Annotated in this window: 21 protein-coding genes; 10 read left to right on the forward strand and 11 right to left on the reverse strand. The window is 70.4% G+C overall.

What is annotated here, in order from left to right:
* Window positions 1-274: 274 nt before the first annotated feature.
* Entirely contained in the window at window positions 275-2,356 is a 2,082-nt protein-coding gene (ligA, locus tag OG266_RS02595) for an NAD-dependent DNA ligase LigA (protein WP_371542246.1), read from the forward strand.
* Here the strand turns inward: ligA and OG266_RS02600 are convergent.
* A complete protein-coding gene (locus OG266_RS02600) occupies window positions 2,344-2,919 on the reverse strand; it encodes a hypothetical protein (RefSeq protein ID WP_371542248.1) in 576 nt (191 codons plus the stop codon). The genes ligA and OG266_RS02600 overlap by 13 nt on opposite strands.
* 49 nt (window positions 2,920-2,968) lie before the next feature.
* On the opposite strand from OG266_RS02600, the gene OG266_RS02605 reads away from it, so the two are divergent.
* Window positions 2,969-3,328 (forward strand): hypothetical protein, encoded by a 360-nt coding sequence (locus tag OG266_RS02605; RefSeq protein WP_371542251.1) that lies wholly within the window; start codon window positions 2,969-2,971, stop codon window positions 3,326-3,328.
* 752 nt (window positions 3,329-4,080) lie between these two features.
* A complete protein-coding gene (locus OG266_RS02610; RefSeq protein ID WP_371542254.1) occupies window positions 4,081-5,100 on the forward strand; it encodes an LLM class flavin-dependent oxidoreductase in 1,020 nt (339 codons plus the stop codon).
* Window positions 5,101-5,105: 5 nt separating this feature from the next.
* On the opposite strand, the gene OG266_RS02615 is transcribed toward OG266_RS02610, so the two are convergent.
* From OG266_RS02615 to OG266_RS02625, 3 genes are read right to left on the reverse strand one after another with little or no spacing between them, the layout of a single operon-like run.
* Window positions 5,106-5,732 carry a TetR/AcrR family transcriptional regulator gene (locus OG266_RS02615; protein WP_371542256.1) on the reverse strand — a complete coding sequence of 209 codons (627 nt, stop codon included), beginning with the start codon at window positions 5,730-5,732 and terminating at the stop codon, window positions 5,106-5,108.
* Window positions 5,722-6,669, reverse strand: a complete 948-nt coding sequence (locus tag OG266_RS02620) for an NAD(P)-dependent oxidoreductase (RefSeq protein WP_371542259.1) — start codon at window positions 6,667-6,669, stop codon at window positions 5,722-5,724. The genes OG266_RS02615 and OG266_RS02620 overlap by 11 nt, the downstream gene beginning before the upstream one ends.
* Window positions 6,670-6,674: 5 nt before the next feature.
* Entirely contained in the window at window positions 6,675-7,640 is a 966-nt protein-coding gene (locus OG266_RS02625; protein WP_371542262.1) for an aldo/keto reductase, read from the reverse strand.
* A 254-nt stretch (window positions 7,641-7,894) separates the two neighbouring features.
* Here OG266_RS02625 and OG266_RS02630 point away from each other — a divergent pair, with 254 nt between their 5' ends.
* Complete coding sequence (locus OG266_RS02630) at window positions 7,895-8,908, forward strand: endonuclease/exonuclease/phosphatase family protein (protein ID WP_371542265.1); 1,014 nt, start codon at window positions 7,895-7,897, stop codon at window positions 8,906-8,908.
* Between the two features lie 16 nt (window positions 8,909-8,924).
* Here the strand turns inward: OG266_RS02630 and OG266_RS02635 are convergent, their stop codons facing one another.
* On the reverse strand, window positions 8,925-9,938 hold the full coding sequence (locus OG266_RS02635) for an aldo/keto reductase (protein ID WP_371542268.1): 1,014 nt from the start codon (window positions 9,936-9,938) through the stop codon (window positions 8,925-8,927).
* 87 nt (window positions 9,939-10,025) lie between these two features.
* Between OG266_RS02635 and OG266_RS02640 the strand changes: the two genes are divergently transcribed.
* Complete coding sequence (locus OG266_RS02640) at window positions 10,026-10,901, forward strand: AraC family transcriptional regulator N-terminal domain-containing protein (protein ID WP_371542271.1); 876 nt, start codon at window positions 10,026-10,028, stop codon at window positions 10,899-10,901.
* Between the two features lie 106 nt (window positions 10,902-11,007).
* Window positions 11,008-11,634 (forward strand): GntR family transcriptional regulator, encoded by a 627-nt coding sequence (locus OG266_RS02645; RefSeq protein ID WP_371552623.1) that lies wholly within the window; start codon window positions 11,008-11,010, stop codon window positions 11,632-11,634.
* A 15-nt stretch (window positions 11,635-11,649) separates the two neighbouring features.
* Here the strand turns inward: OG266_RS02645 and OG266_RS02650 are convergent, their stop codons facing one another.
* The 3 genes from OG266_RS02650 to OG266_RS02660 are packed head-to-tail and all read right to left on the reverse strand — an operon-like array spanning window position 11,650 to window position 14,199.
* Complete coding sequence (locus tag OG266_RS02650) at window positions 11,650-11,994, reverse strand: cupin domain-containing protein (RefSeq protein WP_371542274.1); 345 nt, start codon at window positions 11,992-11,994, stop codon at window positions 11,650-11,652.
* The gene (locus OG266_RS02655) at window positions 11,991-12,794 is read right to left on the reverse strand and encodes a nitrilase-related carbon-nitrogen hydrolase (RefSeq protein ID WP_371542277.1); all 804 of its coding nucleotides are present in this window, start codon (window positions 12,792-12,794) and stop codon (window positions 11,991-11,993) included. The genes OG266_RS02650 and OG266_RS02655 overlap by 4 nt, the downstream gene beginning before the upstream one ends.
* A gap of 49 nt (window positions 12,795-12,843) precedes the next feature.
* The gene (locus tag OG266_RS02660; protein ID WP_371542280.1) at window positions 12,844-14,199 is read right to left on the reverse strand and encodes an MFS transporter; all 1,356 of its coding nucleotides are present in this window, start codon (window positions 14,197-14,199) and stop codon (window positions 12,844-12,846) included.
* Window positions 14,200-14,320: 121 nt separating this feature from the next.
* Here OG266_RS02660 and OG266_RS02665 point away from each other — a divergent pair, with 121 nt between their 5' ends.
* Window positions 14,321-15,007 carry a DUF2848 domain-containing protein gene (locus tag OG266_RS02665; protein WP_371542283.1) on the forward strand — a complete coding sequence of 229 codons (687 nt, stop codon included), beginning with the start codon at window positions 14,321-14,323 and terminating at the stop codon, window positions 15,005-15,007.
* A gap of 37 nt (window positions 15,008-15,044) precedes the next feature.
* Here the strand turns inward: OG266_RS02665 and OG266_RS02670 are convergent, their stop codons facing one another.
* Window positions 15,045-15,500 (reverse strand): RpiB/LacA/LacB family sugar-phosphate isomerase, encoded by a 456-nt coding sequence (locus tag OG266_RS02670; RefSeq protein ID WP_329543673.1) that lies wholly within the window; start codon window positions 15,498-15,500, stop codon window positions 15,045-15,047.
* Window positions 15,501-15,655: 155 nt separating this feature from the next.
* Here OG266_RS02670 and OG266_RS02675 point away from each other — a divergent pair, with 155 nt between their 5' ends.
* Complete coding sequence (locus OG266_RS02675) at window positions 15,656-16,465, forward strand: SAM-dependent methyltransferase (protein WP_371542286.1); 810 nt, start codon at window positions 15,656-15,658, stop codon at window positions 16,463-16,465.
* A 367-nt stretch (window positions 16,466-16,832) separates the two neighbouring features.
* On the opposite strand, the gene OG266_RS02680 is transcribed toward OG266_RS02675, so the two are convergent.
* Window positions 16,833-17,165 (reverse strand): hypothetical protein, encoded by a 333-nt coding sequence (locus tag OG266_RS02680; RefSeq protein WP_371542288.1) that lies wholly within the window; start codon window positions 17,163-17,165, stop codon window positions 16,833-16,835.
* A gap of 339 nt (window positions 17,166-17,504) precedes the next feature.
* On the opposite strand from OG266_RS02680, the gene OG266_RS02685 reads away from it, so the two are divergent.
* Window positions 17,505-19,031, forward strand: coding sequence for a hypothetical protein (locus OG266_RS02685; protein ID WP_371542291.1), 1,527 nt, complete (start codon window positions 17,505-17,507; stop codon window positions 19,029-19,031).
* A 55-nt stretch (window positions 19,032-19,086) separates the two neighbouring features.
* Window positions 19,087-19,416, forward strand: a complete 330-nt coding sequence (locus OG266_RS02690; protein ID WP_266471396.1) for a deoxyxylulose-5-phosphate synthase — start codon at window positions 19,087-19,089, stop codon at window positions 19,414-19,416.
* Window positions 19,417-19,572: 156 nt separating this feature from the next.
* On the opposite strand, the gene OG266_RS02695 is transcribed toward OG266_RS02690, so the two are convergent.
* The gene (locus OG266_RS02695) at window positions 19,573-22,890 is read right to left on the reverse strand and encodes a S8 family peptidase (protein WP_371542295.1); all 3,318 of its coding nucleotides are present in this window, start codon (window positions 22,888-22,890) and stop codon (window positions 19,573-19,575) included.
* Between the last annotated feature and the right edge of the window lie 315 nt (window positions 22,891-23,205).

Here is a 23,205-nt window from a genome sequence, read left to right on the forward strand (position 1 = left end):
AACCGTTGGGTTGAACGCGGCGTCCACCTCCTGCCTGTTCACCGCTCCGTACGGTCGACGCGAAGTGCCTCTCGGCGGCGCCAGAATCACCACTGACCATGGCGCCGTGGCCCGTACGACCTCACCCCCCGGCAGAGAGGTGCTTCAGCGTGTCCAGCTTCATCAGCAGGCGGCCGTCTCGGAAGCCGTTCGCAGAGGGCTTCTCGAACTCACCTGACCCGCGCTCGGATCAAGCTCACGGCCATTGTCAGTGGTGGCGGGCAAGATGACGGACATGACCACACCAGTTGCAGTGATCGTGGATGCCACCGCCTATGCGCAGGCAGTCGAGGACGCGGTGAAAGCGTCGGCCGCCTATTACACGGGCGGCACGTCGGTGCTGGACGACGACGCGTACGACCGGCTGGTGCGTGGCATCGCGGCGTGGGAGGCCGACCATCCCGATCAGGTGCTGCCGGACTCGCCGACCGGGAAGGTCGCGGGCGGCGCCGTTGAGGGGGATGTGCCGCACACGGTGGCGATGCTGAGCCTGGACAACGTGTTCTCGCCGGAGGAGTTCACCGCCTGGACGGCGTCACTGGCCCGGCGGATCGGCCACGACGTCGGACAGTTCAGCGTCGAACCGAAGCTGGACGGGCTCGCGATCGCCGCCCGCTACACCGGTGGCCGCCTGACCCGGCTGATCACGCGCGGCGACGGGACGGCCGGGGAGGACGTCTCGCACGCGATCGGCACCATCGAAGGCCTGCCGGACGTACTGGCCGAGCCGGTCACGGTGGAGGTGCGCGGCGAAATCCTGATGACCACCGCGCAGTTCGAGCACGCCAACGAGGTACGGACCGCGCACGGCGGGCAGCCGTTCGCGAACCCGCGCGGCGCCTCGGCGGGCTCCCTGCGCGCCAAGGAGCGTGCCTACACCGTGCCGATGACGTTCTTCTGCTACGGCCTGCTGCCGCTGCCCGAGACGGAGCCGGCGCTCGCGGCCCGGCTGGGCGAGCTCGCGCACAGCGAACTCATGGCCCAGGCCGCCGGGTTCGGGGTGAACACGACGGCGACCACCGCCGTGCCCGGCAGCACCACCGACACGGTCGAGCAGGTCCTCGCCCGGGTCCAGGAGATCGCCGCGCTGCGCGCCCAGTTGCCGTTCGGGATCGACGGGATCGTCATCAAGGCCGACCTGGCCGCCGACCAGCAGGCCGCGGGATCCGGTTCACGCGCCCCGCGCTGGGCGATCGCGTACAAGCTGCCCGCCGTGGAGAAGATCACCCGGCTGCTGGCGGTGGAGTGGAACGTGGGCCGAACCGGCATCATCGCCCCGCGCGGCGTCCTGGAACCCGTCGAGATCGACGGGGCCACCATCACGTACGCCACCCTGCACAACCCGGCCGACATCACCCGCCGCGACCTCCGCCTGGGCGACCACGTCATGGTCCACCGGGCCGGCGATGTCATCCCTCGCATCGAAGCTCCCGTCGCCCATCTGCGCACCGGCGAGGAACAGCCCATCGAGTTCCCCGAGGTGTGCCCGCGGTGCGGATCCGCCATCGACACCACCGAACAGCGCTGGCGCTGTGAGAACGGCCGCAACTGCCACCTCGTCGCCGCTCTCTCGTACGCCGTCGGCCGCGACCAGCTCGACATCGAGGGCCTCGGCACGACGCGCGTCGTCCAGCTCGTCGAAGCCGGCCTGGTCGCCGACCTGGCCGACCTGTTCGCCCTCACCCGCGAGCAGTTGCTGAGCCTGGAGCGGATGGGCGAGACCAGCACCGACAACCTCCTCGCGGCGATCGCCACGGCGAAGACGCGTCCACTGTCGCGGGTGCTGTGCGCGCTCGGCGTCCGCGGCACCGGCCGCTCCATGTCCCGTCGGATCGCCCGGTATTTCGCCACCATGGACAACCTCCGTGCCGCCGATGCCGAAACGATGGAGCAGGTCGAGGGCATCGGCACCGAGAAGGCCCCCTCCGTCGTCGCCGAACTCGTCGAACTGGCCCCACTCATCGACAAACTCGCCGAGGCCGGGGTGAACATGACCGAGCCGGGCGCCACCCCTCCCGACCCTGCCGCCGTCGACGCGGAGAGCGACTCCGCGGAGCCGTCGGGCGGACCGCTGGCCGGGATGACGGTCGTCGTCACCGGTGCGATGACCGGCCCACTGGAGAAGCTCAGCCGCAACCAGATGAACGAACTGATCGAGCGCGCCGGCGGCCGCTCCTCCTCCACCGTCTCCAAGAAGACCAGCCTGGTCGTCGCCGGGGACAACGCCGGCTCCAAACGCGCCAAGGCCGAGTCCCTCGGCATCCAACTGACCGCCCCCGACGAGTTCGCGACTCTCATCGACGACTACCTCGACTGATCCCGCCCCGCGAGGCGAAGGCCGCTCCTCACCACCCGACGGATGATCTCCGAGTCCAACGCCGGGTTCGCGGCGGCCGCATGGGCCAGTTCGTCGTCGAGGAGTTCCGCCAGTCGGGACGGCGGAAGATTCGGGTGACGCGCCAGCGCGGCCCGTACGGCAGGGTCCGGGTCCCGGGTGAGCCGCTCCGCGGTTGCCGGTTCGGTCCCGGGGTCACGGGCGGCCAATGCCCGGACCTCGGGATCCTCGTGGTCGGCGAAGGCGGCCAGCCCGGCGGTGGGGAAGTTCGGGCGCGTGATGAGGTGCGCGCGTTCGCGGCCGGTGTACTCCAGGAAGCTGCGGAGCAGGAGCGGCGCCGGAGCGTGCGGATGGTTCTGGGCCAGCAGGACGCGTACGCCGAGGTCGTCGTCGACGGCAAGGAGTCCCACGAGCTCCGGTGGCAGAGCATGGTCGACGGCCGCCTCCCGGCGCAGCTGCGGGTGGCCGGAGTGTGCGTGCCGGCGGACGGTCTCGTGGTCGCGGGGCACCTCGGGCGCGTACCGGAGGCCGAAGTCCTGGTCCATGGGGACCTCGTAGGCGATCCCGGGCCCGTTCCTCTTCGCTCAGCGCGGGGTGGACCGACACAGCCAGCCGCACCTTCGGCTCGGGATCCGCGGCGAGCGCGCCGCGCTCGGCGGGCCCGAGGTCCGCGCGGTACGCAACTCTCCGTCGCACATCCGGGTCCGGATCGGCGACCAGCGCGCGGCGTTCGGATGGGCCGAGGTCCACCCGGTGCGCGATCGTCCCCCGTACCTCCGGGTCCGGATCGGCGGCCAGGAGGGCCACCACGTCGGCGGGGAGGCTGGGGTTCTCGGCGATCATCGCCTTGTCCTCCGGGCCGGCCGGAGCGGTGAGGACGCTGTCCACGACCGTTCTGCTGAGGGCCTGGTGGAGCAGCATGTCGGTGCGCGCGTGGCAGGAGCGGGCGGGTAGTGCGCTCTCCACCCATGCCGGATCTTCTTCTCGGAGAAGCCGCTGTGCCCTTTCCCGGATCTCGTCGTCGGGGTCTGCGAGCAGCGCAGCCCGCGTGTCGGCAGGCAGTTGCCTCCACCCGTTGAGCCCCCAACCGCGGACCTTCGAGACCGGATGCGTGGGCATGGACCGGCGCAGCCCGGCAGAAATCTGCTGGTAGAAGTAGTGGGATCCCAGGAGTTCACCTTCGTACGTGTTGATCATGTGCACAATTGCCGCGTCGGGCAGCGGCCTGGGCCGGACGGGGAAGGGCACCCGGGGCCCCTCGGCGAGGTGGGCGCGCACGAACCAGTCCGGATCCTCCAACAGGCGTACCCGCTGGGCCGGATCGACATGAGGATTACGCGCGAAGAAGCTGCGGGTGTACCTGTCGGGGTGCTCGACCACGGCGTCGACGACAGCGTCGGGGAGAACCCGATCCCGGCACAGCACCATGCGTACCGCCAAAGGCCCGTCGGCGAGCAGCCGCAACAGGACATCCTCCGGGGCGGACGGATTGAGAGCCAGCCCCGCAAGGCGACGCGTGGGCAGATCGGCGTCAGCCCAGATGTCCTCAGGTGTAGGCATGCGTCGCGCCCCCCGTGTATCAACCGGCCCCCATGGAGCACCCGGTCGACGACCCTAGCCGAACCGTCGCCTCACGATGCCCGCCTGCGACAATGGCGTTAGCGCTGGTGTTCGGCGGAACCCGCCGTGGACGATGGAGGAGCCCTGTGCCACTGCCCTCAAACCCGTTGCGGAAGCTGGGCTTCCTGACCATCGGGCTGTTCGACGGGGAGAACCCCGGCCAAGGCCACGAGTCGACGCTCGAAATCATCGAGCTGGGTGAGCGGCTCGGATTCGACAGCGCGTGGGTGCGGCACCGCCATCTGCAGTACGGCATCTCCTCGCCGGTCGCCGTGCTGGCGGCGGCCTCACAGCGCACCAGCCGCATCGAGCTGGGCACCGCGGTCATCCCCCTGGGCTGGGAGAATCCGCTCCGGCTGGCCGAAGACCTGGCGACGGTGGACATCCTGTCCCGGGGCCGCCTCAATCCGGGCCTCAGCGTCGGCCCGCCGATGCACTACGACCGGGTCAAGAGCGCGCTCTACCCCGACACCGCCGAGGTGGAGGACTTCAGCTACGACCGCATGGAACGGCTGCTGGACTTCGTGCGCGGCAAACCGGCCACGGACTCCAGCCGCATCGAGGGCTTCGAGGTGTTCTCCGACCGCGTCCAGCCCCACTCCCCCGGCCTGGGACGACGCATGTGGTACGGCGGCGGAAGCCTGCGGTCGGCCCAGTGGGCCGGCGAACACGGCATGAACTTCCTGACCAGCAGTGTGGTGAAGGCGGAGGAGTCCGAGGACTTCGCGGAGATCCAGCTCTCGCACATCAGGGCCTTCCGCGCCCGCCATCCCGACGGGGACCGTGCCCGCGTCTCCCAGGGTCTCGTCGTCATCCCCACGGACAGTGCCACGGAGGAGCAGCGCGCGAAGTACGAGGAGTACGCCCGCAAGCGGACGCCGCGTACCGCCACTCCGCAGGGACCCGCGCGCATGATGTTCGCCCCCGATCTCGTCGGCACCTGCGACCAGATCGCCGAACAGCTCTACGCGCACGCGGCGTTCCGGGAGATCGACGAGGTCGCGTTCGCGCTGCCCTTCACCTTCGACCACGCCGACTACGTCCAGATCCTCACCGACATCGCCACCAAGCTCGGCCCCCGACTCGGCTGGCAGGCGGCCGTCTGAACCGATCAGTCCGCGGGGGCCGCCGGAGGCCGGGGTGGCGCTACGCCGTCCAGGACGGCGTCGATGACATCGCAGACGAACCGGTCGCTGAGCGGGGCATGGCCGTGCAGGAGCCGGTGGTAGACCGGGCCGTAGAGCAGGTCGAGTACGACTTCGATTTTGGTGTCCGCGGAGATCTCGCCGCGTTCGATCGCGCGCTGGACGATCGCGCGGGCCTGCTCACGACGGGGCTCGACAAAGCGTGTGCGGTATTCCTCGGCGAACTGCGGATCCGTCTGCGCCTGGGTGAGCAGCGCGGCGATCACGCGCCCGTACGGACGCCGGTCGGCGAGCCGTACCCAGGGGCGCAGGAGGCTGCGCAGGTCGCCGCGGAGCGATCGGGTGTCGCGGGCCGGCGGGACGTCTGCCCATTCGTGATAGAGCGCGTCCGCCGCGAGGGTCTCCTTGGTGGGCCACCAGCGGTAGATCGTCGCCTTGCTGACGCCGGCCCGAGCGGCGACGGTATCCATGCTCACGGCGGACAGGCCGCGCTCGAGGAGGAGTTCCGCCGCCGCGTCGAGGATTGCCTCCCGCGCCTTCTCGCTGCGCGGCCGTCCGCGCTGGGGGACGGCCTCCGGCTGGTCAGGGTTCACGCACGGCTCCCGCTGGTGCTCGCTTCGGCACGCCGACGGGGCTCCGACCTGCCGGACCCTGGTGGGGTGTCGCGGCCGTGTGGTCGAGGACCTCGTAGAGGGAGGCGATGTCGCGGTGCGCGTATCCCAGCTGTTCCGCCCTGGTCAGCATGGTGTCGATGACCGAGGCCGAGGGGACCGGGAGACCCAGGTCGTCGGCGGCTTCCAGGACGAGCCCGATGTCTTTGTGCATGAGCTGCACATCGAACCACGCCTGGTCGGGCAGGTCGAGTATGAGCGGGGCGCGTGCCTGCAGGGTCGGCGATCCGATGGCGCTGGTGACCATCACCTGCGCTGCCAGCGCCGGGTCGATTCCGCCGCGTTCGGCCAGCAGTACACCCTCGCTGAAGGCCAGGATCTGCGACGCGAGGCTGATGTTGATGGCGAGCTTGAGCAGCAGTGCCTGGCCGTTCGCGCCGACATGCGTGACCGTACGGCCGAACTGGCGCAGCAGCGGCTCGACCGCGCGGAACGCGTCCTCCGGGCCGCCGACCATGACGGCGAGAGTGCCGTCGGCCGCGGCGGTGACGCTGCCGGAGACGGGGGCGTCGAGCAGGGTGGCGCCGAGCGCCTGCACACGATGTGCCAGTTCGCGGCTGGCTTCCGGGCTGACCGTGCTCATGTCGACGTAGACGGTGCCCGGGGCCAGTCCGGCGAGAATCCCGTCCGGGCCGGAGGTGACCGCCCGCAGGGCCGCGTCGTCGGTGACCATGCTGAAGATCACCTCGGCCTCCGCGGCGACCTCGCGCGGTGTTGCGCGCCAGGCCATTCCCCGGCCGATCAGTTCGCTGGCCCTCGCCGCGGTGCGGTTCGTGCCGTACAGCTGGTTGTCGTCCAGCAGGCGGCCGGCGATCCGGCTGCCCATGGCGCCCAGTCCGACGAATCCGATCGTGGTCATGGCCGTCACCTTCCTTCGCTTGCTTCGATCTCGCTGATGTCCTGCTCGGTGAGTTCCAGGCCCGCCGCGGCGACGACGGGGTCCACCTGGGCGGGCCGACGGAATCCGGTGATCGCGCCGTCCACCGCGCGGTTGTGCAAGGTCCACGCGACCGCGACGGCCCCCGGCGTGACGCCGTGCCGGTCCGCGACCGCCTGCAGCCGTGCGACCAGCGCCAGGTGCTTCGACAGCTGCGGCTCGGCGAAGCGCGGGTCGCGGGCGCGCCAGTCGTCCGCCGGAAGCCGCTCGATCCGCTCGCGTGTCATCGCGCCGGTCAGCAGGCCGGAGCCCATCGGGGAGTAGACGATGACGCCGATCCCCTCGTGTTCGGCGAAGGGCAGGATCTCCTCCTCCACGCCACGGTCGACCAGCGAGTACGGCGGCTGGAGAGTCTCCACGGGCGCGATCGCCTGGATCCGGCGCAGTTGCCCGGCGTCGAAGTTGGACACACCGATATGCCGGACCAGCCCCTGCTCCTTCAGCTCGGCCAGGGCCGACCAGCCCTCCTCGATGTCCTCCTCGGGGATCGGCCAGTGGATCTGATAGAGGTCGATCGCCTCGACGCCGAGCCGCGTCAGGCTCGCCTCGGCCTCCCGCAGGATCGACTCCCTCTTGAGGCTGTGGCGGACGCGGCCGGTGCCGTCGTCGAGGAGCGACGCCTTGGTGAACACGTACGGCCGCCGCGCCAGGCCCGCTATCGCCCGGCCGACCACCTGCTCGGACCGGCCGAAGCCGTACGCGGCAGCGGTGTCGATCCAGTTGACCCCGAGCTCCAGCGCCCGATGGATCGCCGCGACCGACTCCTCGTCCTCCTGCGGCCCCCACCCGAACTCCCAGCCGCCTCCGCCGATCGCCCACGCGCCGACACCGACCCGGGTGATCTCCATGCCGGTGGCGCCCAGCTTGCTTGTCCTGAGTTGCGTCGAGTACATCGCTCCTCCAGTACGCCGGGGAGACCGGACCCCTACGGGTCCTGGGCAACCTCCCCACATAACAAAACTAGACGTATAGTTTCGAAACTGCAAGACGAAGTCGGACATTTCTCCTTTCTGGCCGATCCACTGCCGCCCATTGCGGCGCCCGCGGCCGTCGGCAGCCGGAACCGTACGCACCCGTGCTGTCGTCCCCGTCCCGGGAGACCGGTGATCACCACCGTCTCGCCGGCACGATTCCAAGGTGGGGACGGATGACAGGCACGGTGACTGGCGCCCCGCGCGCCGCCGACCGGCGGCGGACAGGCAGTCGGCGCGTGCGTAGGTGGGGGCTGCTGGGCTGCGGGCTCGCGCTGGCCGCACCCGCCGCGCTGCTTCTCGTACGGCTGACGGGACTTGACGCGGGAACACCTCTCGCGGTGCCCATGGTGCTCTTCCCCTACTCGGCCGTTCTCAGCGTGCTGGTGCTGGGCGTCGTGGTCGCCGTTCCCGCTCTGCGCTCGCGATGGACGGTGGCCGGCGTCGCGGTTCTGGTGGTTGTCCAGGTGGGGGCGCTGGTACCGCGGTTCGTGCCCGCGGGCCGGCATGTTCCGTCGGGATCAGCGGAGTTGCGTGTCGCCACCCTCAACACCGATGTCGGCGGTGCCGATCCGCGCGCCGTGGTGGAGTTGGTCCGCACGGAGCGGATCGACGTGCTGGCCCTGGAGCAGCTGCCGCCCGCCGGGGTGGCCGCGCTGGACAAGGCGGGTCTGGGCGCGCTGATGCCGTACCAGGAGCTCCACCCCGAGTACGACTCCTCGATCTACTCGCGGCGCCCGCTGTCCCACGGCGGTACGACGGACGCCGACACCGCGTGGCCCCAGACAACCGCCGAGATCAGCGTCGGTGGACGCACGGTGAAGCTCGTGGCCGTGCACACCTACTACCCCCTCGGAGACGCGGAGCGCTGGACGCGGGACATGACCGCCCTCGCCTCACTGGCCCGGCGCAGCGGCTCCGACGCCGTGTTCCTGGGCGACTTCAACGCCACTCTCGACCACACACCGATGCGCAGGCTGCTGGCGGCCGGGCTCACCGACACCCACGCCGAACTCGGCCAGGGATGGGCCCGCACCTGGCCGGTCGGCCTTCCGCTCCTGCCGCCGATGGTCCAGCTGGACCACGTCCTGCACGGCTCCGGCCTGGCGGCGGTCTCCGTGGGCGAGCGCACCTTGCCGGGTACGGACCATCGGGCTGTCGTGGCGGTACTGGCGGTGCTGCCGACCTAGGGCCGGCCGACCGCGGTCACCAGGCCGGCATCATGGCCTCGGGATAGCGGGAGCCGGCGGCGCCCTGCGGCAGGATCCGCTGGATGTCGGCGAGGTCCTCGGGGGTGAGCCTGACCTGCGCAGAGGCTGCGTTCAGGGCGACGCGGTCGGGGCTGCGGGTGCCGGGGATGGGCACGATGTCGTCGCCCTGGGCGAGCAGCCAGGCCAGGGCCAGCTGTGTGACGGCGATGCCTTTGGAGTCCGCGAGCTCGGTCAGCCGCCGCACGGCGGCGAGGTTCTTCTCGTAGTTCCCGGGCTGCCAGCGGTCGTCCCAGCTGCGCATGTCGTCGGCGGAGTACTCGGCGGCGGGTCGCACCGCTCCGGTGAGGAAGCCGCGGCCCAGCGGCGAGTACGGCACGAAGCCGATGCCCAGCTCGCGCACCACCGGCAGCACGTCCGCCTCCACGGCACGCTCGAACACCGAGTACTCGGTCTGCAGTACGGAGACCGGGTGGACGGCGTGGGCGCGCCGGATGACGTCGGGGCCGGCCTCGCTGAGGCCGAAGTAGCGCACCTTGCCTGCGGCGATCAGCTCGCCGACCGCGCCTGCCACGTCCTCGATGGGGACGTCCGGGTCTACACGGTGCTGGTAGAGCACGTCGATGTGGTCGGTGCCAAGGTGGCGCAGGCTGTTCTCGGTGACCTCGCGGATGTGCTCGGGCCGGCTGTTCAGCGCGGTTCCGATCTTGTTCGGGTCGGTCAGGTCGAAGCCGAACTTGGTGGCGATGACGATGTCGTCGCGGAAGGTGCGCACGGCGCGGCCCAGCAGCTGCTCGTTGCTGCCGGTGCCCATGCCATACAGCTCTGCCGTGTCGAAGAGGGTGACGCCCAGTTCGTGGGCCCGGCGGATGGTGGCGATGCCACCCGGCTCGTCGGCCGCGCCGTAAGCCATGGTCATGCCCATCGTGCCGAGGCCGATTGCACCGGCCCGGAGCCCCTGGGTGCCGAGTTCGCGCTGGGGCAGGCCCTTGTTCGTGTCGTCCTGAGTCATGCCGTCCACGCTAGGCGGGCTGCCACCGCGGGTCATGGGGCGCTGATCGCATAGGATTGCCCAATCCTCTCACCAAGGGAGTGCGTCGTGCTTGACCAGCTTGCCGCCGCCATCGCCCGGCACACGGACGGCTGGTGGTCCGCCACCTCGGTGCCCCGCCTGACGGTGGTCGCGCTCGACGAACTCGTCGCCGCCACCGACCTGCTGTACGAGCCGATGATCTGCTTCGTCGCCGACGGTGCCAAGCGCACCCTCGCGGGCGACCGGAGCTGGGTGGCCGGCCGTGGGGAGATGTTCCTGAGCTCGGTCGTGCTACCGGTCACCGCCACCTTCGAGCGGGCGCCGTACCGTTCAGCGGTACTGCACCTCGACAGCCGGGTGCTGACGGATCTCCTGCTGGAACTGGACGAAACAAGCCCACGCGCACTTCCCGGCCCAGGCGGGCAGATCACCGCGCCGATGACGCCGGAACTCGTCGACGTGGTCACTCGGTGGGTGCGGCTGCTCGACACCCCGGAGGACATCCGCCCCCTGGCGGCCCGCACCGAGAGCGAGATCCTCTACCGGCTCCTCAGCAGTCCGCTCGGCCCGGTCCTGCGCCAGTTCGCGATGGTCGACTCCGGCGCGTCCCGGATCCGGGACGCCGCCGCATGGATCAGCACGCACTACAGCGCACCGCTCACCGTGGAGGAGATCGCAGTGGCGGCGCACATGAGCACGGCCACCCTGCACCGCCATTTCAAGGCCGCGACCGGCATGAGCCCGATGCGCTTCCAAAAACACCTCCGCCTGCAGGAGGCACGCCGCCTACTGGTCGGCGGGGACACCACCGCGGCCCAGGCCGCCGAAGCCGTCGGATACGCGAGCGCCACCCAGTTCAACAGGGAGTACCGACGCGCCTACGGCCTCCCGCCGGCCCAGGACGCCGCCCGCCTGCGCGGCCGGCTGACGACTGCCGGGTGAGCGATCGGCGCGAGGCTTCGGATCGGGTGTACGCGAGGCCGCCGCGCTGCCGTGGACCGCGTGGTAGCTTCCGTATACAAGGTGTATGCGATCTCTGGGGGTAGTGGTGGCGTCCGGTCGGGAGAAGGCGTACGCGTACCTCAAGGACACGGTGCTGACGGATCCGGCGATGCAGGGAGAGTTTCTCTCGGAGCAGGACATCGCCGACCGGATCGGGGTGTCGCGCACGCCCATCCGGGAAGCACTGCTGCTGCTCGCGGCCGAGGATCTCGTCGAGCTGGTGCCCAAGCGCGGCGCGCGTGTGTCGCCGCTGACGGGCCGGGAGATCTCCGAGCTGATGGAGCTGCGCGGGATCGTCGAACGGTACGCGGCCCAGCAGGTCATCGGAGCGGACCGGGCTCCGCTGCAGGAGCTGGGCGAACTCCTGCAGCAGCAGCGGGAGTTGAACGGTCCCGACCAGGCCAAGGAGTTCATCGCCGTCGATCACCTCTTCCACTCCACCCTCGTGTCCGCCGTGGGCAACAGGCTGCTCGAACGGCACTACGACGGGCTGCGCAGCCGCCAGGTCAGGGCAGGGGTGGTGGCGCTCTACAACCAGCACGGCCGCCAGGAGGCGGTGCTCCACGAACACCAGGACATCCTCACCGCGCTCGCGGCCGGTGACGCGACGGCCGCGTGCGCCGCGATCGACAGTCATCTGCAGTCGACCCTGAAGGTGCTGCTCGCCGGTTAGGCAGAGGCGACCGAGTCACCTCTGCGGGTAGGTGAAGACGAGCATGGTGACGCCTTCGGCCGTCGTCCAGGGGCCATGGGGCATTCCCGGCGGGCGGCAGGCGTACGAGCCCTGCGGGAACGTCTCGTCAAGGGTGAGGTCGTGCAGATCGCCCTGGAGGATCCAGACCTCTTCCCAGAAGTCGTGCCGGGTCACGCCATCGGCGGACGTGTCGGTGCCCGGCGCCCACCGGACGAGCGTGGTGCGGTGCGCGCCGGTCGGGTCCTCGGCGAGGACGCGCTCTTCGATCCCCTCGGCGGCCCGGGCCGGCGCTGTCCAGGGCCCCGCGGGCAGGTGGAACTCCAACTCCGGTTTGCTCATGAGTCCCGCCCCAGGCGGCGGTTGGCCAGCACCGACGTCTTCTTGCGGACGGCTGTGACCTCGTCGACATCGAGGTCGGCGATCAGCAGGCCCGGCTCCGCATCCAAGCCCGCGCGTACGGTCCCGTCCGGGCCGACCACCAAGCTGTGCCCGATGCCTGTCGGCGCCGAGGAGTGCGCTGCCACTCCCCCGGCCGCCGGGTCGGCCTGGTCCACGGCCGCGACCCAGAGCGTGGCGTCCAGGGCGCGGGCACGGACCAGCAGTTCCCACTGTTCACGCTTGCCCGGCCCGGCTCCCCAGGACGCGGCCAGCAGCGTCGAGATGGCACCCGCGTCGGCGTGCGCCCGGAACAGTTCGGGGAAGCGGACGTCGTAGCAGGTGGCCAGTCCCATGCGTACGCCGTCGATGTCGATCGTGACGATCCGCGAGCCCGCGGCGACCGTGTCCGACTCGGCGTAGCCGAAGGCGTCGTACAGATGGATCTTGTCGTACGCCGCCTCAACACCCGGGCCGGTGGCCAGCAGGGTGTTGGCCACCCGTCCGCGCGGAGCCGGGGTGAACATGCCCGCCACCACGACGGTGCCGGCCGCGGCTGCGATGGCGCGCACCGCATCCGCCCAAGGTCCGTCGAGGGGCTGTGCGATCGGTGCCAAGGGGGTACCGAAGCAGGCCATCGACGCCTCGGGGAACACGACGACGCGCGCTCCGGCCGCCGCGGCGCGATGGGTGTCGTCCTCGATGAGTGCGAGGTTCTTGTCGGGTTCGGTTCCGCTGGTGAACTGGCTCAGGGCGATACGCACGGGCGGCCTTTCTACGTCGGGATGGATGCGGGCGGGGATCGGCGCGGGATCAGGAAACCTCGGCGGCGGGTTCGGAGGAGTGTGCGACGCGTGGCATCTCCTCGTCCGTGGCGTCGTCCGCGTCCCGGCCCAGCGACAGGCCGGCGATGGTGACGGCCGCGGCGACGGCGATGTACAGCGCCAGCGGAACCCAGCTGTCGTACGAGCTCAGCAGAGCGGTGAACAACAGCGGTGCGACCGCGCCGCCGATGAGGCCAGCGAGCGTGTAGGCCAGCGAGGAGCCCGTGTAGCGCAGCCGCGGGGAGAACTGCTCGGCGATGAAAGCCGCCTGCGGCCCGTACATGACGGAGTGGATGGCCAGGCCCACGACGACGCCGAACGCGAGGAGGGGCCAGCTGCCGCCGTCGGCCATCAGGAAGAACACGAACGGCCATACGCCCGCCGCCACGGCCGCACAGCCGTACAGCAGACGCCTGTTGACCCGGTCGGACAGGGCTCCGGCGAGCGGGATGAGGAAGACCTGGAGCGAGGAGCCGATGAGTACGGCGGCCAGCGCGGAGCCGCGCGCCATGCCCAGTTCGCCGGTGGCGTAGGTGAGGACGAAGACGGTGAACATCGCGTAGAGCACATCGGGGCCCACCCGGCACAGGATGGCCGCGCACAGGGCGCGGGGCTGGGTGGTGAACACCTCGCGGATCGGCGCCTCGGGCCGACTCTGTTCGGCCTGCATCGCCTTGAACACCGGTGTCTCCTCCAGCTTGGCCCGGATCCACAGGCCGAAGCCGACCAGCACGCCGGACAGCAGGAACGCCACGCGCCAGCCCCAGGACAGGAACTGATCCTCCGTCAGGAGTACGCCGAGGGCGGCCAGGACGCCGTTCGCGAGGAGGTTGCCGGCGGGCGGTCCGACCTGCGCGGCGGAGGCGTAGAAGCCGCGGCGGCGCGGGTCCCCGAACTCGCTGGACAGCAGGACTGCGCCGCCCCACTCGCCGCCCACGCCGACGCCCTGGGCGAAGCGCAGCACGACCAGGGCGATGGGAGCGGCGACACCGACAGTGCCGTACGCGGGCAGCAGGCCGATGAGGAAGGTGGCCACGCCGATGAGGATCAGCGTGGCGATGAGGACCTTCTTGCGGCCGATGACATCGCCGAGCCTGCCGAAGACGAAGCCGCCGAGCGGACGGGAGAGATAGCCCACCGCGTAGGTGGAGAACGCCAGGAGCGTGCCGGTGAGGGGGTCCTCGGAGGGGAAGAAGAGGTCGCCGAAGACCAGGGCGGCGGCGGCCGAGTAGACCGCGAAGTCGTACCACTCCAGGGCGGTGCCGGTGAGGCTGGCGAAGAAGGCGCGGCGGATGCCGGAGCGGCCCGGCGGCGGCGCCTCCGTGGCCTGCTGGGTGTGCTGCATGCTGCCTGTTCCTTGCGTCGGGGGACGTCGACCTTTCGGCATACTTCTTGTATACAGGTCGTATGCGCAACCCCTGCGCCGGAAGTTAACCGCTTCGAAACCGATCCCTCCAGGAGTTCCCGTGGCCGTGCTGACCTTCGAACTGCCCGACGGTTCTGTCCGTGACGTCGATGTACGCCAGGTACTCAACGCCGGATACGCCGGGCGCAGCCAGCAGGATGTCGCCGCGCACGTGGCGGAGCTGGCCGAGCTCGGCGTGCCCGCGCCGTCCGTGACCCCGGCGCTCTACCCCGTCTCCCCCTACCTCGCCCAGCAGACCGACACGGTCGCCGCCCAGCACGCCCGCACCTCCGGCGAGGCCGAGTGGGCCCTGATCGTCGCCGCGGACGGAGAACTGCTGCTCACCGCTGCCTGCGACCACACCGACCGGGATCTCGAGGTGCACGGGGTCGCCTGGAGCAAGAACGCGGGCCCGGACGTCCTCGCCCGCCGCGCCTGGCGGCTGGCCGACGTCGAGGCGCGCCTCGACGAGCTCACCCTGCGGGCCTGGGTCACCCACGACGGCAAGGAGTCCGAGATCCAGAGCGGCACGCTCGCCGAGTTGCTCACTCCGGGCTACTGGGCCGAAATCCTGCGCTCCCGGGGCGACTTGGTCCCCGGCACCGTCCTCATCTCCGGGACAATCCCGATGACCGAGGACGTAGACCAGTTCGCCGAGACCTGGCGCGTGGAGCTGGGCGACCCGGCGACCGGAGACACGATCCGCCTGGCCTACGACGTGATTCCGATGCCCGAACCGATCGGCTGAGGGCGCCGGAGGTCCCCGTAGCGGTGGCTGGGCTCCGCTACGGGCCGGTCCTGCCGAGGTCCAGGCGTCCGACGTGTGCCACGTTCTTCTGGTCGTCGGCGTCGTCGCCGGCCTGGGCGGCGAACCAGGCGTCGAGGATCTCCCTGAGCAGCGGCTCGGAGGTCAACCGCAGGCTCAGCGCCAGTACATTGGCGTCGTTCCAGCGGCGTGCGCCGTCCGCCGTGTACGCGTCCGTGCACAGGGCCGCTCGTACCCCCGCCACCTTGTTCGCGGCGATCGACGCGCCCGTGCCGGTCCAGCAGCAGACGACCGCCTGGTCCGAGGTCCCGGCGGCGACCTCTCGGGCCGCCGCCTCCGAGCAGAACGCCCACTGGGTGTTGTCGCCGGGCTTGAGCGCCCCGTGCGTCAGTACCTCGTGGCCACGGGCACGCAACTCCGTGACGAGGTGCCGGGCCACAGGTTCGTCCATGTCCGAGGAAACGGAGATCCGCATGCCTCGAAGACTACGCAGCGGATGAGCCGGATGTCTTCGGGCCTCTGCCGCCGACGCTCCTCGGCGTGATCAACTGGCAGCACAGCGGCGGCGACGGCCCGCTGCCGCCACAGGTTCGCCAAGAGCACTACGCGGGTGTACGGAGAGGGGAAAGCGTGAGTGAGAGCCAGCGCCCGGACGGATCGGCAAGGCTGAACACCTCGGTGGCACACAATGCCCGGGTCTGGAACTACTGGATCGGCGGCAAGGACAACTACGAGGTCGACCAGCGGGTGGGCGACCAGGTCGCCGCCATGTTCCCGGTCATCCGGGACGTGGCCCGCGCCGACCGCGAGTTCCTGGGGCGTGCGGTCACGTACCTGGCCGCCGAGTGCGGGGTACGGCAGTTTCTGGACATCGGTACCGGGCTGCCGACGATGGACAACACCCATCAGATCGCCCAGCGCATCGCGCCCGAGTCGCGGATCGTGTACGTCGACAACGATCCCATCGTGCTCGTCCACGCCCGTTCCCTGCTCACCGGCACCCCGGAGGGCACCACCGACTACATCGACGCCGACGTCCACCAACCGGACACCATCGTCCAGGGCGCCGCGGCGGCCCTCGACCTCGACCGGCCCGTCGCGGTCATGATGCTCGGCATCCTGAACTTCGTCCTCGACACCGGCCAGGCCCAGGACATCGTGCGCCGAGTCATGGCCGCGGTGCCCTCCGGCAGTTACCTCGCGCTGACCCACCCCACCACGGACGCCGACCTGGGCGGCGAGGGCAACGTCGAGGCCATGGCCTTCTGGAACAAGAACGCCACCCCGCCGATCACCGCCCGCAGCCGAGCGGAGATCACCGCCTTCTTCGACGGCCTGGACCTGATCACCCCGGGAATCGTCTCCTGCTCGCAATGGCACGCCGAGGCCGAATCCCCCGCGGCGCTCCCGCAGTTCGGCGCCGTCGCCCGGAAGCCCTGACCGGCGAGAGTGGAACCCACGCGTCGGATGTGGAAGCAAGCCCCCGCGGCTAGAGGACCGGGAGAGCCTCCCACCGGCGCGGTGCGCGGCGCTTGTCCAACCAGAAGACATAGCCGCGGAGGTATGCCTCCAGCCCGTCGTCGATGTAGGCGACGAAGTCCAAGTGGCCCTGGGCGGCGTCGTGGTAGTGGGGGCGGTACTGGGCGGAGCCGTTGATGCCCCAGTCGAGGTGGGTGTCGGCGCCCCAGTCGGCCGCGATGGCCAGGGCCCAGTCGCGGACCCGTCCCCGGTCGCGCCACCATGCGCGGACGGTGGCAGGGGTCCAGTGGTCGTCGCCGTCCCAGCCGTATCCGCTGTACAGCTCCAGTTAAGCGGCCCCGACCATGGCCTCGGTCTCCGCGTCGCTCCCGGGCTGGCGGTAGACGAACTCCGTTCCGAAGCCGTCGCCGAGGTCGTCGTCGTAGGCGATGTGGTGCGGCGCATCCACCCTGCCCAGCATCATGGAGTCGGTGGCCGCGCCGTAGAACGGGCCCGGGACGTTGCGCCAGTTCCGTTCCGCCCATACGCCCGAGAAGACTTCCCTCGTCGACTCCGCAGCGGCGACGAGCCGCCGGGCCGTGGGCAGAGGGTCCCAGTAACCGCGCACGGCGAATCCTCCTCGTTCGATGACACCGGAGAGGATCATCCGCGATGCGGCCATGAGTCCCCGGCGGGGGGACCTTCAGCTCCCCGCCTGGACGTACGCCGCCCAGACATGAGGGCGGGCCGATATCCGGCGCCGTAGCTCTCGGACGGTGGTGGAGGGCGTGGGCGGAGGTGTCGGCGGTGTCGCCCGAGGTGCGGCGGTAGAAGTCCCGGGTGACGTGGTCGGCGTGGGTGCTGTCGATCTCCCAGAGTGTTCCGACCGCTGGGGGGGAACCCGGCGAGGAGGAAGGCGCTGGTGATGTGGGTGGCCCCCGACGCAGCCCTGAACTCGGCGTTCGCCTGCCGACCCCATAATCCAGCGGCGGTTCGATCAGGTCCCGGGCAGGATGCCTCTGTGCACCCTGTCCTGTGCGGGCTCGCCGCCAATGCCGCCCTCCCCTCCCTGCTGATCGACCAGTTGATCGCGCTCGCGGACGACGCCGTCGACTCGGAGCTCGCTCTTCGCCCGGATCTCAGCCACGCGCAGGTGGTTGCGCTTGCCTCGCAGACCGACGCGACCGCTGTGCAACTCGCTTACGAGGGGCGGCTGACCGCCTCCGACATCGACCCGGTGACACAGCCTCGAGCCGCGCTCGCTCTGCTCGACGAGCAGGCCGGAAGGCCGGAGTGGGCACGCCTCTTCGCCGCCGATCCCGTCGTCGAGCACCGGGAGAAGCTGGCCGCGTGCCCCGGCCTTCCGCCCGATGTGGTGGAGACACTCGCCGCCGACCCGGACGTACGAGTCGTCGCCGAACTCGCGCTGTGGACCACGCCGGAGATGGCCACCGGGCTCGCGAGTCATCCGCATGCCGAGGTCCGCCGTGCGGTAGCCGCGAACGAGGCGACGCCACCGGCCGTACTGGCGATGCTGGTCACCGGCGAGGGGCTGCCTCCGGCTCAGTGGTGCCTGGTCTGCGACCGTGAACGGACGCCGTTCGTGCACGATCCGCGCTGCCCGCAGCCCGACTGCGACCTGCTGCCGGGTGCCTCCTGCGACGGCTCCCACGAGTCCACCGTGCACGACATGCGGGCGTTGGCGCTGCGGAACCCGGCCACGCCCGTCGAAGCCGTCGTCGGCTTGGCCGACCATCCCTCGATGGTGCTGCGCTGGCAACTTGCCGCCCGACCCGACCTGCCACCGGATCTCTGGGAACGGCTCGCCCGCGACCCCGCTCCGGGTGTACGAGCCGACCTCGCCGAGAACCCTACGATCGGCGATGCTCAGATCCGCGCGCTGGCCACCGACCTCGACCAAGGCGTACGGCGCAGTCTCGCGCACAACCCGAGTGTGCCGCTCGACGTGCTCGGCCGGTTGGCCGCCGTGACCAAGACCGGTCCAACCCTGCTGCCCCGGATCGCCGCCGCGTCTCCGGCCGAGGTCGAGGACATGGCCAGGTCGACGAATCCGGCCCTGCGGATGCTCGTCGCGCAACGACGCGACCTGCCGGCCGGGATCCGCGATCAGCTGGCCCTCGACCCCGACGCGAAGGTGGTCAAGTCCGTCGCACCGCATCCGGGCCTCTCCGAAGCCCAACTGCGGGCCATGGTCGACCGGCACGGAGTCCGCGTCCTCGCCAAGGTGGCAACCAACCCCGCCGCGTCACCGGCACTGCTTGAGTACCTGGCCCGGCACGAACCGCCGGTTCAGAAGGCCTTCCGCGAGATCGCCCGGCACCCCAACGCCACGGCCCCGTCCCTCCTCGCCTGCCTGACGGACGACCAAGCCCGGCCCATAGCCGCCGGCCACCCCGCCCTGCCTCCGCACGTCATGGTCGAACTGCTCTCGGACGACAACTGGCAAGTGGCGGAAGCCGCGGCGGCCAATCCGTCTCTGCCACAGGCCGTCATGCCGGAGCTGATCCCTGCCGGATCGGAGCCATAGGTCCGGTCACGAAATTCTGTCGAATTCGTCCTGGGGGCATGCGTACGCTCCCCACATGGCCCATGCGAAGACCTCGTACGTCTGCCTGCCTTGCCGGGCCTCCTACAAGCAGCCTTTCGGCGCGGAGCGGCAGCGGGTCTGTCCGCGCTGCGCGGAGCCGTTGATTCATGTCGGCTCGGCCTTCGCCGCGCCCCGGCGGCGGGACGTCGCGGCATGGCGGACGCTCACCGTTCTCCTCAACGCGGGCGTGCGCTTCCACAAAAGCTGCTGCGGTGGCCCCGGATTCCGGCCCCGCACGCTGCGCGAGGTCCGCGAGCGGATGAATTACGCGCGGCGCACCGGAGAGCCCATCGCGAGAGCGCTCGTACGGCCCGATGTGCCCTGACAGTTCACGAGATCGCCGCACACGGGGCATCCGTCCCGCCTTGGGAAACGGTCACGCAGGAGGAGAGGCCGACTCGACTGTCGGCTCATCGAACCCAGCTGCTCAAGGCCGCTCCCGCGCAGGCCGCAGCACTGCGCGGGAGCGGCTGGCAGTGGGCTACCGGGCGGTGTACGCGCGGACGATCGTCTGATCGACCGCGTTGCCCCGGTTGTCGACCGCTTTGGCACGCAGCGACACGCTGCCGCCCGCCTCCGGGGTCTTGACCGTGACCTTGCCGGCGACGACGGGCCGCAGGGTCCAGTGCAGGCCCTCGTCGTACGAGACGTACACGCGCAGCGCGGCGAGACGCTTCCCGGCGGCCGCGCCCTGCACGGTCACCGGGATCTTCAGAGTCGAGCCCGCGGTGGCCGTACTGTCCGCCGCCAGCCCCGGGGCGAAGCGGACCACCGACACCGGCAGCGCCGTCTTCTCGGCAACGTTCTGCGAGCGGAACGTCCAGCTGGCGGTGACCTTGCTGGAGACGGGGGTGCCTGCGGCCCTGGTGGCCGTAGTGGTCAGCCGGTATGCGGCGGGCCGGGCCGGGACCGTGAAGGAGGCGGTGCCGGTGAGCGGATCGTCGCTCGTGCCGACCTCGGTGCCGTTCCTGGCGAGCGAGGTCCGCGCCGAGGTGTACGTCAGCGGGATGGAGTTGCCGTCGCTGTCGGCGAACAGCGGAACCGTGCCGGTGATCGTGTCACCGGTGCGTGAGAGCCCCTGCCCGGTGCCGAGGTTCGGCCCGAACACACCGATGCCGAAGGCTCGTTGATAACTCTTGCCCGGCTCGTACGCCGTGTACGGAGCCAGGTACTGGGCTTCGAAAAGGTTGGTCGCGATGTCGTACCGCCGGAAGTCCAACTGCCATCTGGTGGCGTTGTCGGTGTTGACGTAGACCGTGGGCTCGTACGGCAGGTTGCGGCTGACGATGTACTCGGCCCCGGTCGGCCCCTTGCCGGTGTCGGCCTGGATCAGCAGATAGCCGCGCTTGTTCGGGACGGCCGAGCCGAGCCGGGTGGAGATCTTCGCCAGTTCCTCGGACCGGGGGCTGCGGACGAAGCCGTCGGTGTATCGGGTACCCGCCGCCTGGTACGCCAGGTGGTACTCGGACGCGGTCGCGTCGTGCAGGAAGGTCGCCTGGATGCGCTGCTGGAGCTCGCCGGGGGCGGCGTCGGGCCCGAGGTGCGCGGTGCCGAACGTGAAGGTCTTGAAGCTGCTGAGCAGCCAGGAGGCACTGGTCCAGTACTCGGACGTGGTGATCTCCGCGCCGACATAGCCGGAGAGCGGTGTCGCCTGCGGATCTGGCGGGGTGATGTCGACGGGCTTTGCGGTGCGTTCGTCGATGGTCGCCTTCGTGTCGTGGTCGAGCTGCAGGTTGGACTGGTTGATGACGTCCACGCCTGTCCAGGTGGAGCCGGTGAAGACGTAGAAGGAGGTGCTGACGAAGTAGCGCCCCTTGGGCAGCCGGATGGTGTCGGTGCCGGTCACGTTGCCCAGATCGCCCCAACGGCCCTTGCCGAGTCCGCCGACGCCCACGAAGTGGCTCTTGTAGCTGGTGGCGGGCGCGCCGTTCCGGGCGATGTGCTCGAAGGTCAGGTCGTACGACTCGATCTCGCGCTCCACGACTGCCGCCGTACGTATGGTCTGGCCGCCGCCGCTCGCCGTGACGTACGCGCTGTAGATGCCGTCGAGCGTGCCCGCGCGGGTGTCGGCGCTGACGGTGGTGGACGCCTCGCCGCCTGCGGGGACGGTCAGTTGCGGGTGTTCCACGGTGAACACGCCTGCCGGCGCGGGCTTTCCGTCGGGTCCGGTGGCCGTCAGGGCCAGGTCGAGGATGACCGGTTCGGTGCCGTCGTTCCGGTAGGTGAGGCGCTCGGTGAGGAGTTCGTCGTCGGTGTGCGGCCACGCCTGCCTGCCGAAGGAGAGCGAGTTCGGCTCGGCGCTGACGGTCTGGTCGACGGCCCGGGCGAGGTCGATGCGGCCGGAGCCCTGCTGGTACGGCGTGTAGCCGCCGGAGACCGTGGAGCCCGTGAGCGTGGACTTGATCCGCTCTCCGGTCCAGTCCGGGTGTTCCTGGGCCAGGATGGCGGCGGCGCCTGCGACATGTGGCGTGGCCATGGACGTGCCGGAGATGGCCACATAGCCGTCCGCGACGGGCGTACCGATCCGCGCGATGTAGCTGTCGGCTGCCGCGGCGGCACCGATGTTCACGCCGGGCGCGGTCACGTCGGGCTTGATCGCGCCGTCGCCGGTCCGTGGGCCACGGCTGGACAGGCCGGCGAGCTTGTCGCTCTTGTCGACGGCGCCGACGGTCAGGGCGGCATCGGCGCTGCCGGGCGAGTTGATCGTGCCGGCGCCGGCGCCGATGCCGGAGTTTCCGGCGGCGATGACGAACAGCGTGTCGGTCTCGGCCGAGAGCCGGTTGACCGCCTCCTCCAGCGGGTCGATGCCCGGGGTGTCGAGGCCGCCCAGGCTCAGGTTGACAACGTTGGCACCCTGCGCGACGGCCCACTCCATACCGGCGATGATCGCGGAGGTGGTGCCCGAGCCGCTGTCGTTGAGGACCTTGCCGTCGAGGATCTTCGCGCCCGGTGCGACGCCTGTGTACTTGCCCGCGGACTTGGCTCCCGTACCGGCGGCGATGGACGCGACGTGGGTGCCGTGGCCGAAGCGGTCCTTGGCGTCCGGGGAGGTGGTGAAGTTCTTCTCGGCGATCTCCTGGCCGGCCAGGTCGGGGTGGCTCTGGTCGACTCCGGTGTCCAGGACGGCGATGGTCGTGTCGGTGCCGTCGTAGCCTGCTGCCCAGGCCGTGGGGGCGCCGATCTGCGGCACGCTCGTGTCCAGGTCGGCCTTGCGAATGTCGTCCAGCCAGACGGTGTCGACGCCGGAGGCGGCCGTACGGTACGGGGCGGCGCCGGCGGGATCACTGGTGAGCGCGTCCCAGGTGGCCGTGGCGTCCGCGCGCGGGGTGGTCACCGCGTCGGCGTCCAGTGAGCCGAAGGAACGCCGCAGTTCGTTGTCGCCCGCGGTGCGTACGTCCTGCCGTGCTGCGGGGCGGGCGCCCTGGTAGGTGACGATGAGCTGGAGGCCGTCGCGCTGCTGGGCCAGATACGCGGGCTCGCTGAGCGTGGTGAGGTCGAAGAGCCGCCGGTCGACGCGGCCTTCCTGAACCAGGCGCTCGGCGTCGACGGGCACGGCGTAGGTGTGGCCCTCGACCTGCTGGATCTGGATGGGGATGTCCTCGCGGCCTGCCGGGCGCTCCACGGAGACAGGCTCGCCCTCGTCGTCGACCGCGATGCGGTCACCGGTGACAAGGGTGATCCAGTTCCGCGCGGTGCTCGCGTCCGTCGCGGCCGGTGTGGACGAAGCACCACTCCCCGCCGCGGCGGCCGGGGTCACGGCAAGTCCGGCGACGAGTGCCGTGGCGGAAGCCGCGGCCACCGAAATGACCCATAAGCGGCGCGGTCGACTGCTCGACTGTCTATTCAATTCGGTGCCCCTGACAACGTCAAAGCGAAAGGAAACTCCAATTGAGCTCCCGGCCAAACAGTATGAACATGACAAGGGCTTTCCCTCAACAGGCCTCTGACCATGGGCAGTTGAGATCAATCAGTCGCTTTCAGTAAACCTCTTCAAGCGTTTCCAGTGTGTGAAAGAATTCCGCCACCGATAAAGCCGATCGTTTTCTTCGCGAAGAAGCAGAAAAGGGCCAAGTCGGCGAGTGCCTGATCCCGTGCACCGCGTTGCGGGCGTGGG

This window comes from Streptomyces sp. NBC_00554 (assembly GCF_041431135.1).
Classification (GTDB): Bacteria; Actinomycetota; Actinomycetes; order Streptomycetales; family Streptomycetaceae; genus Streptomyces.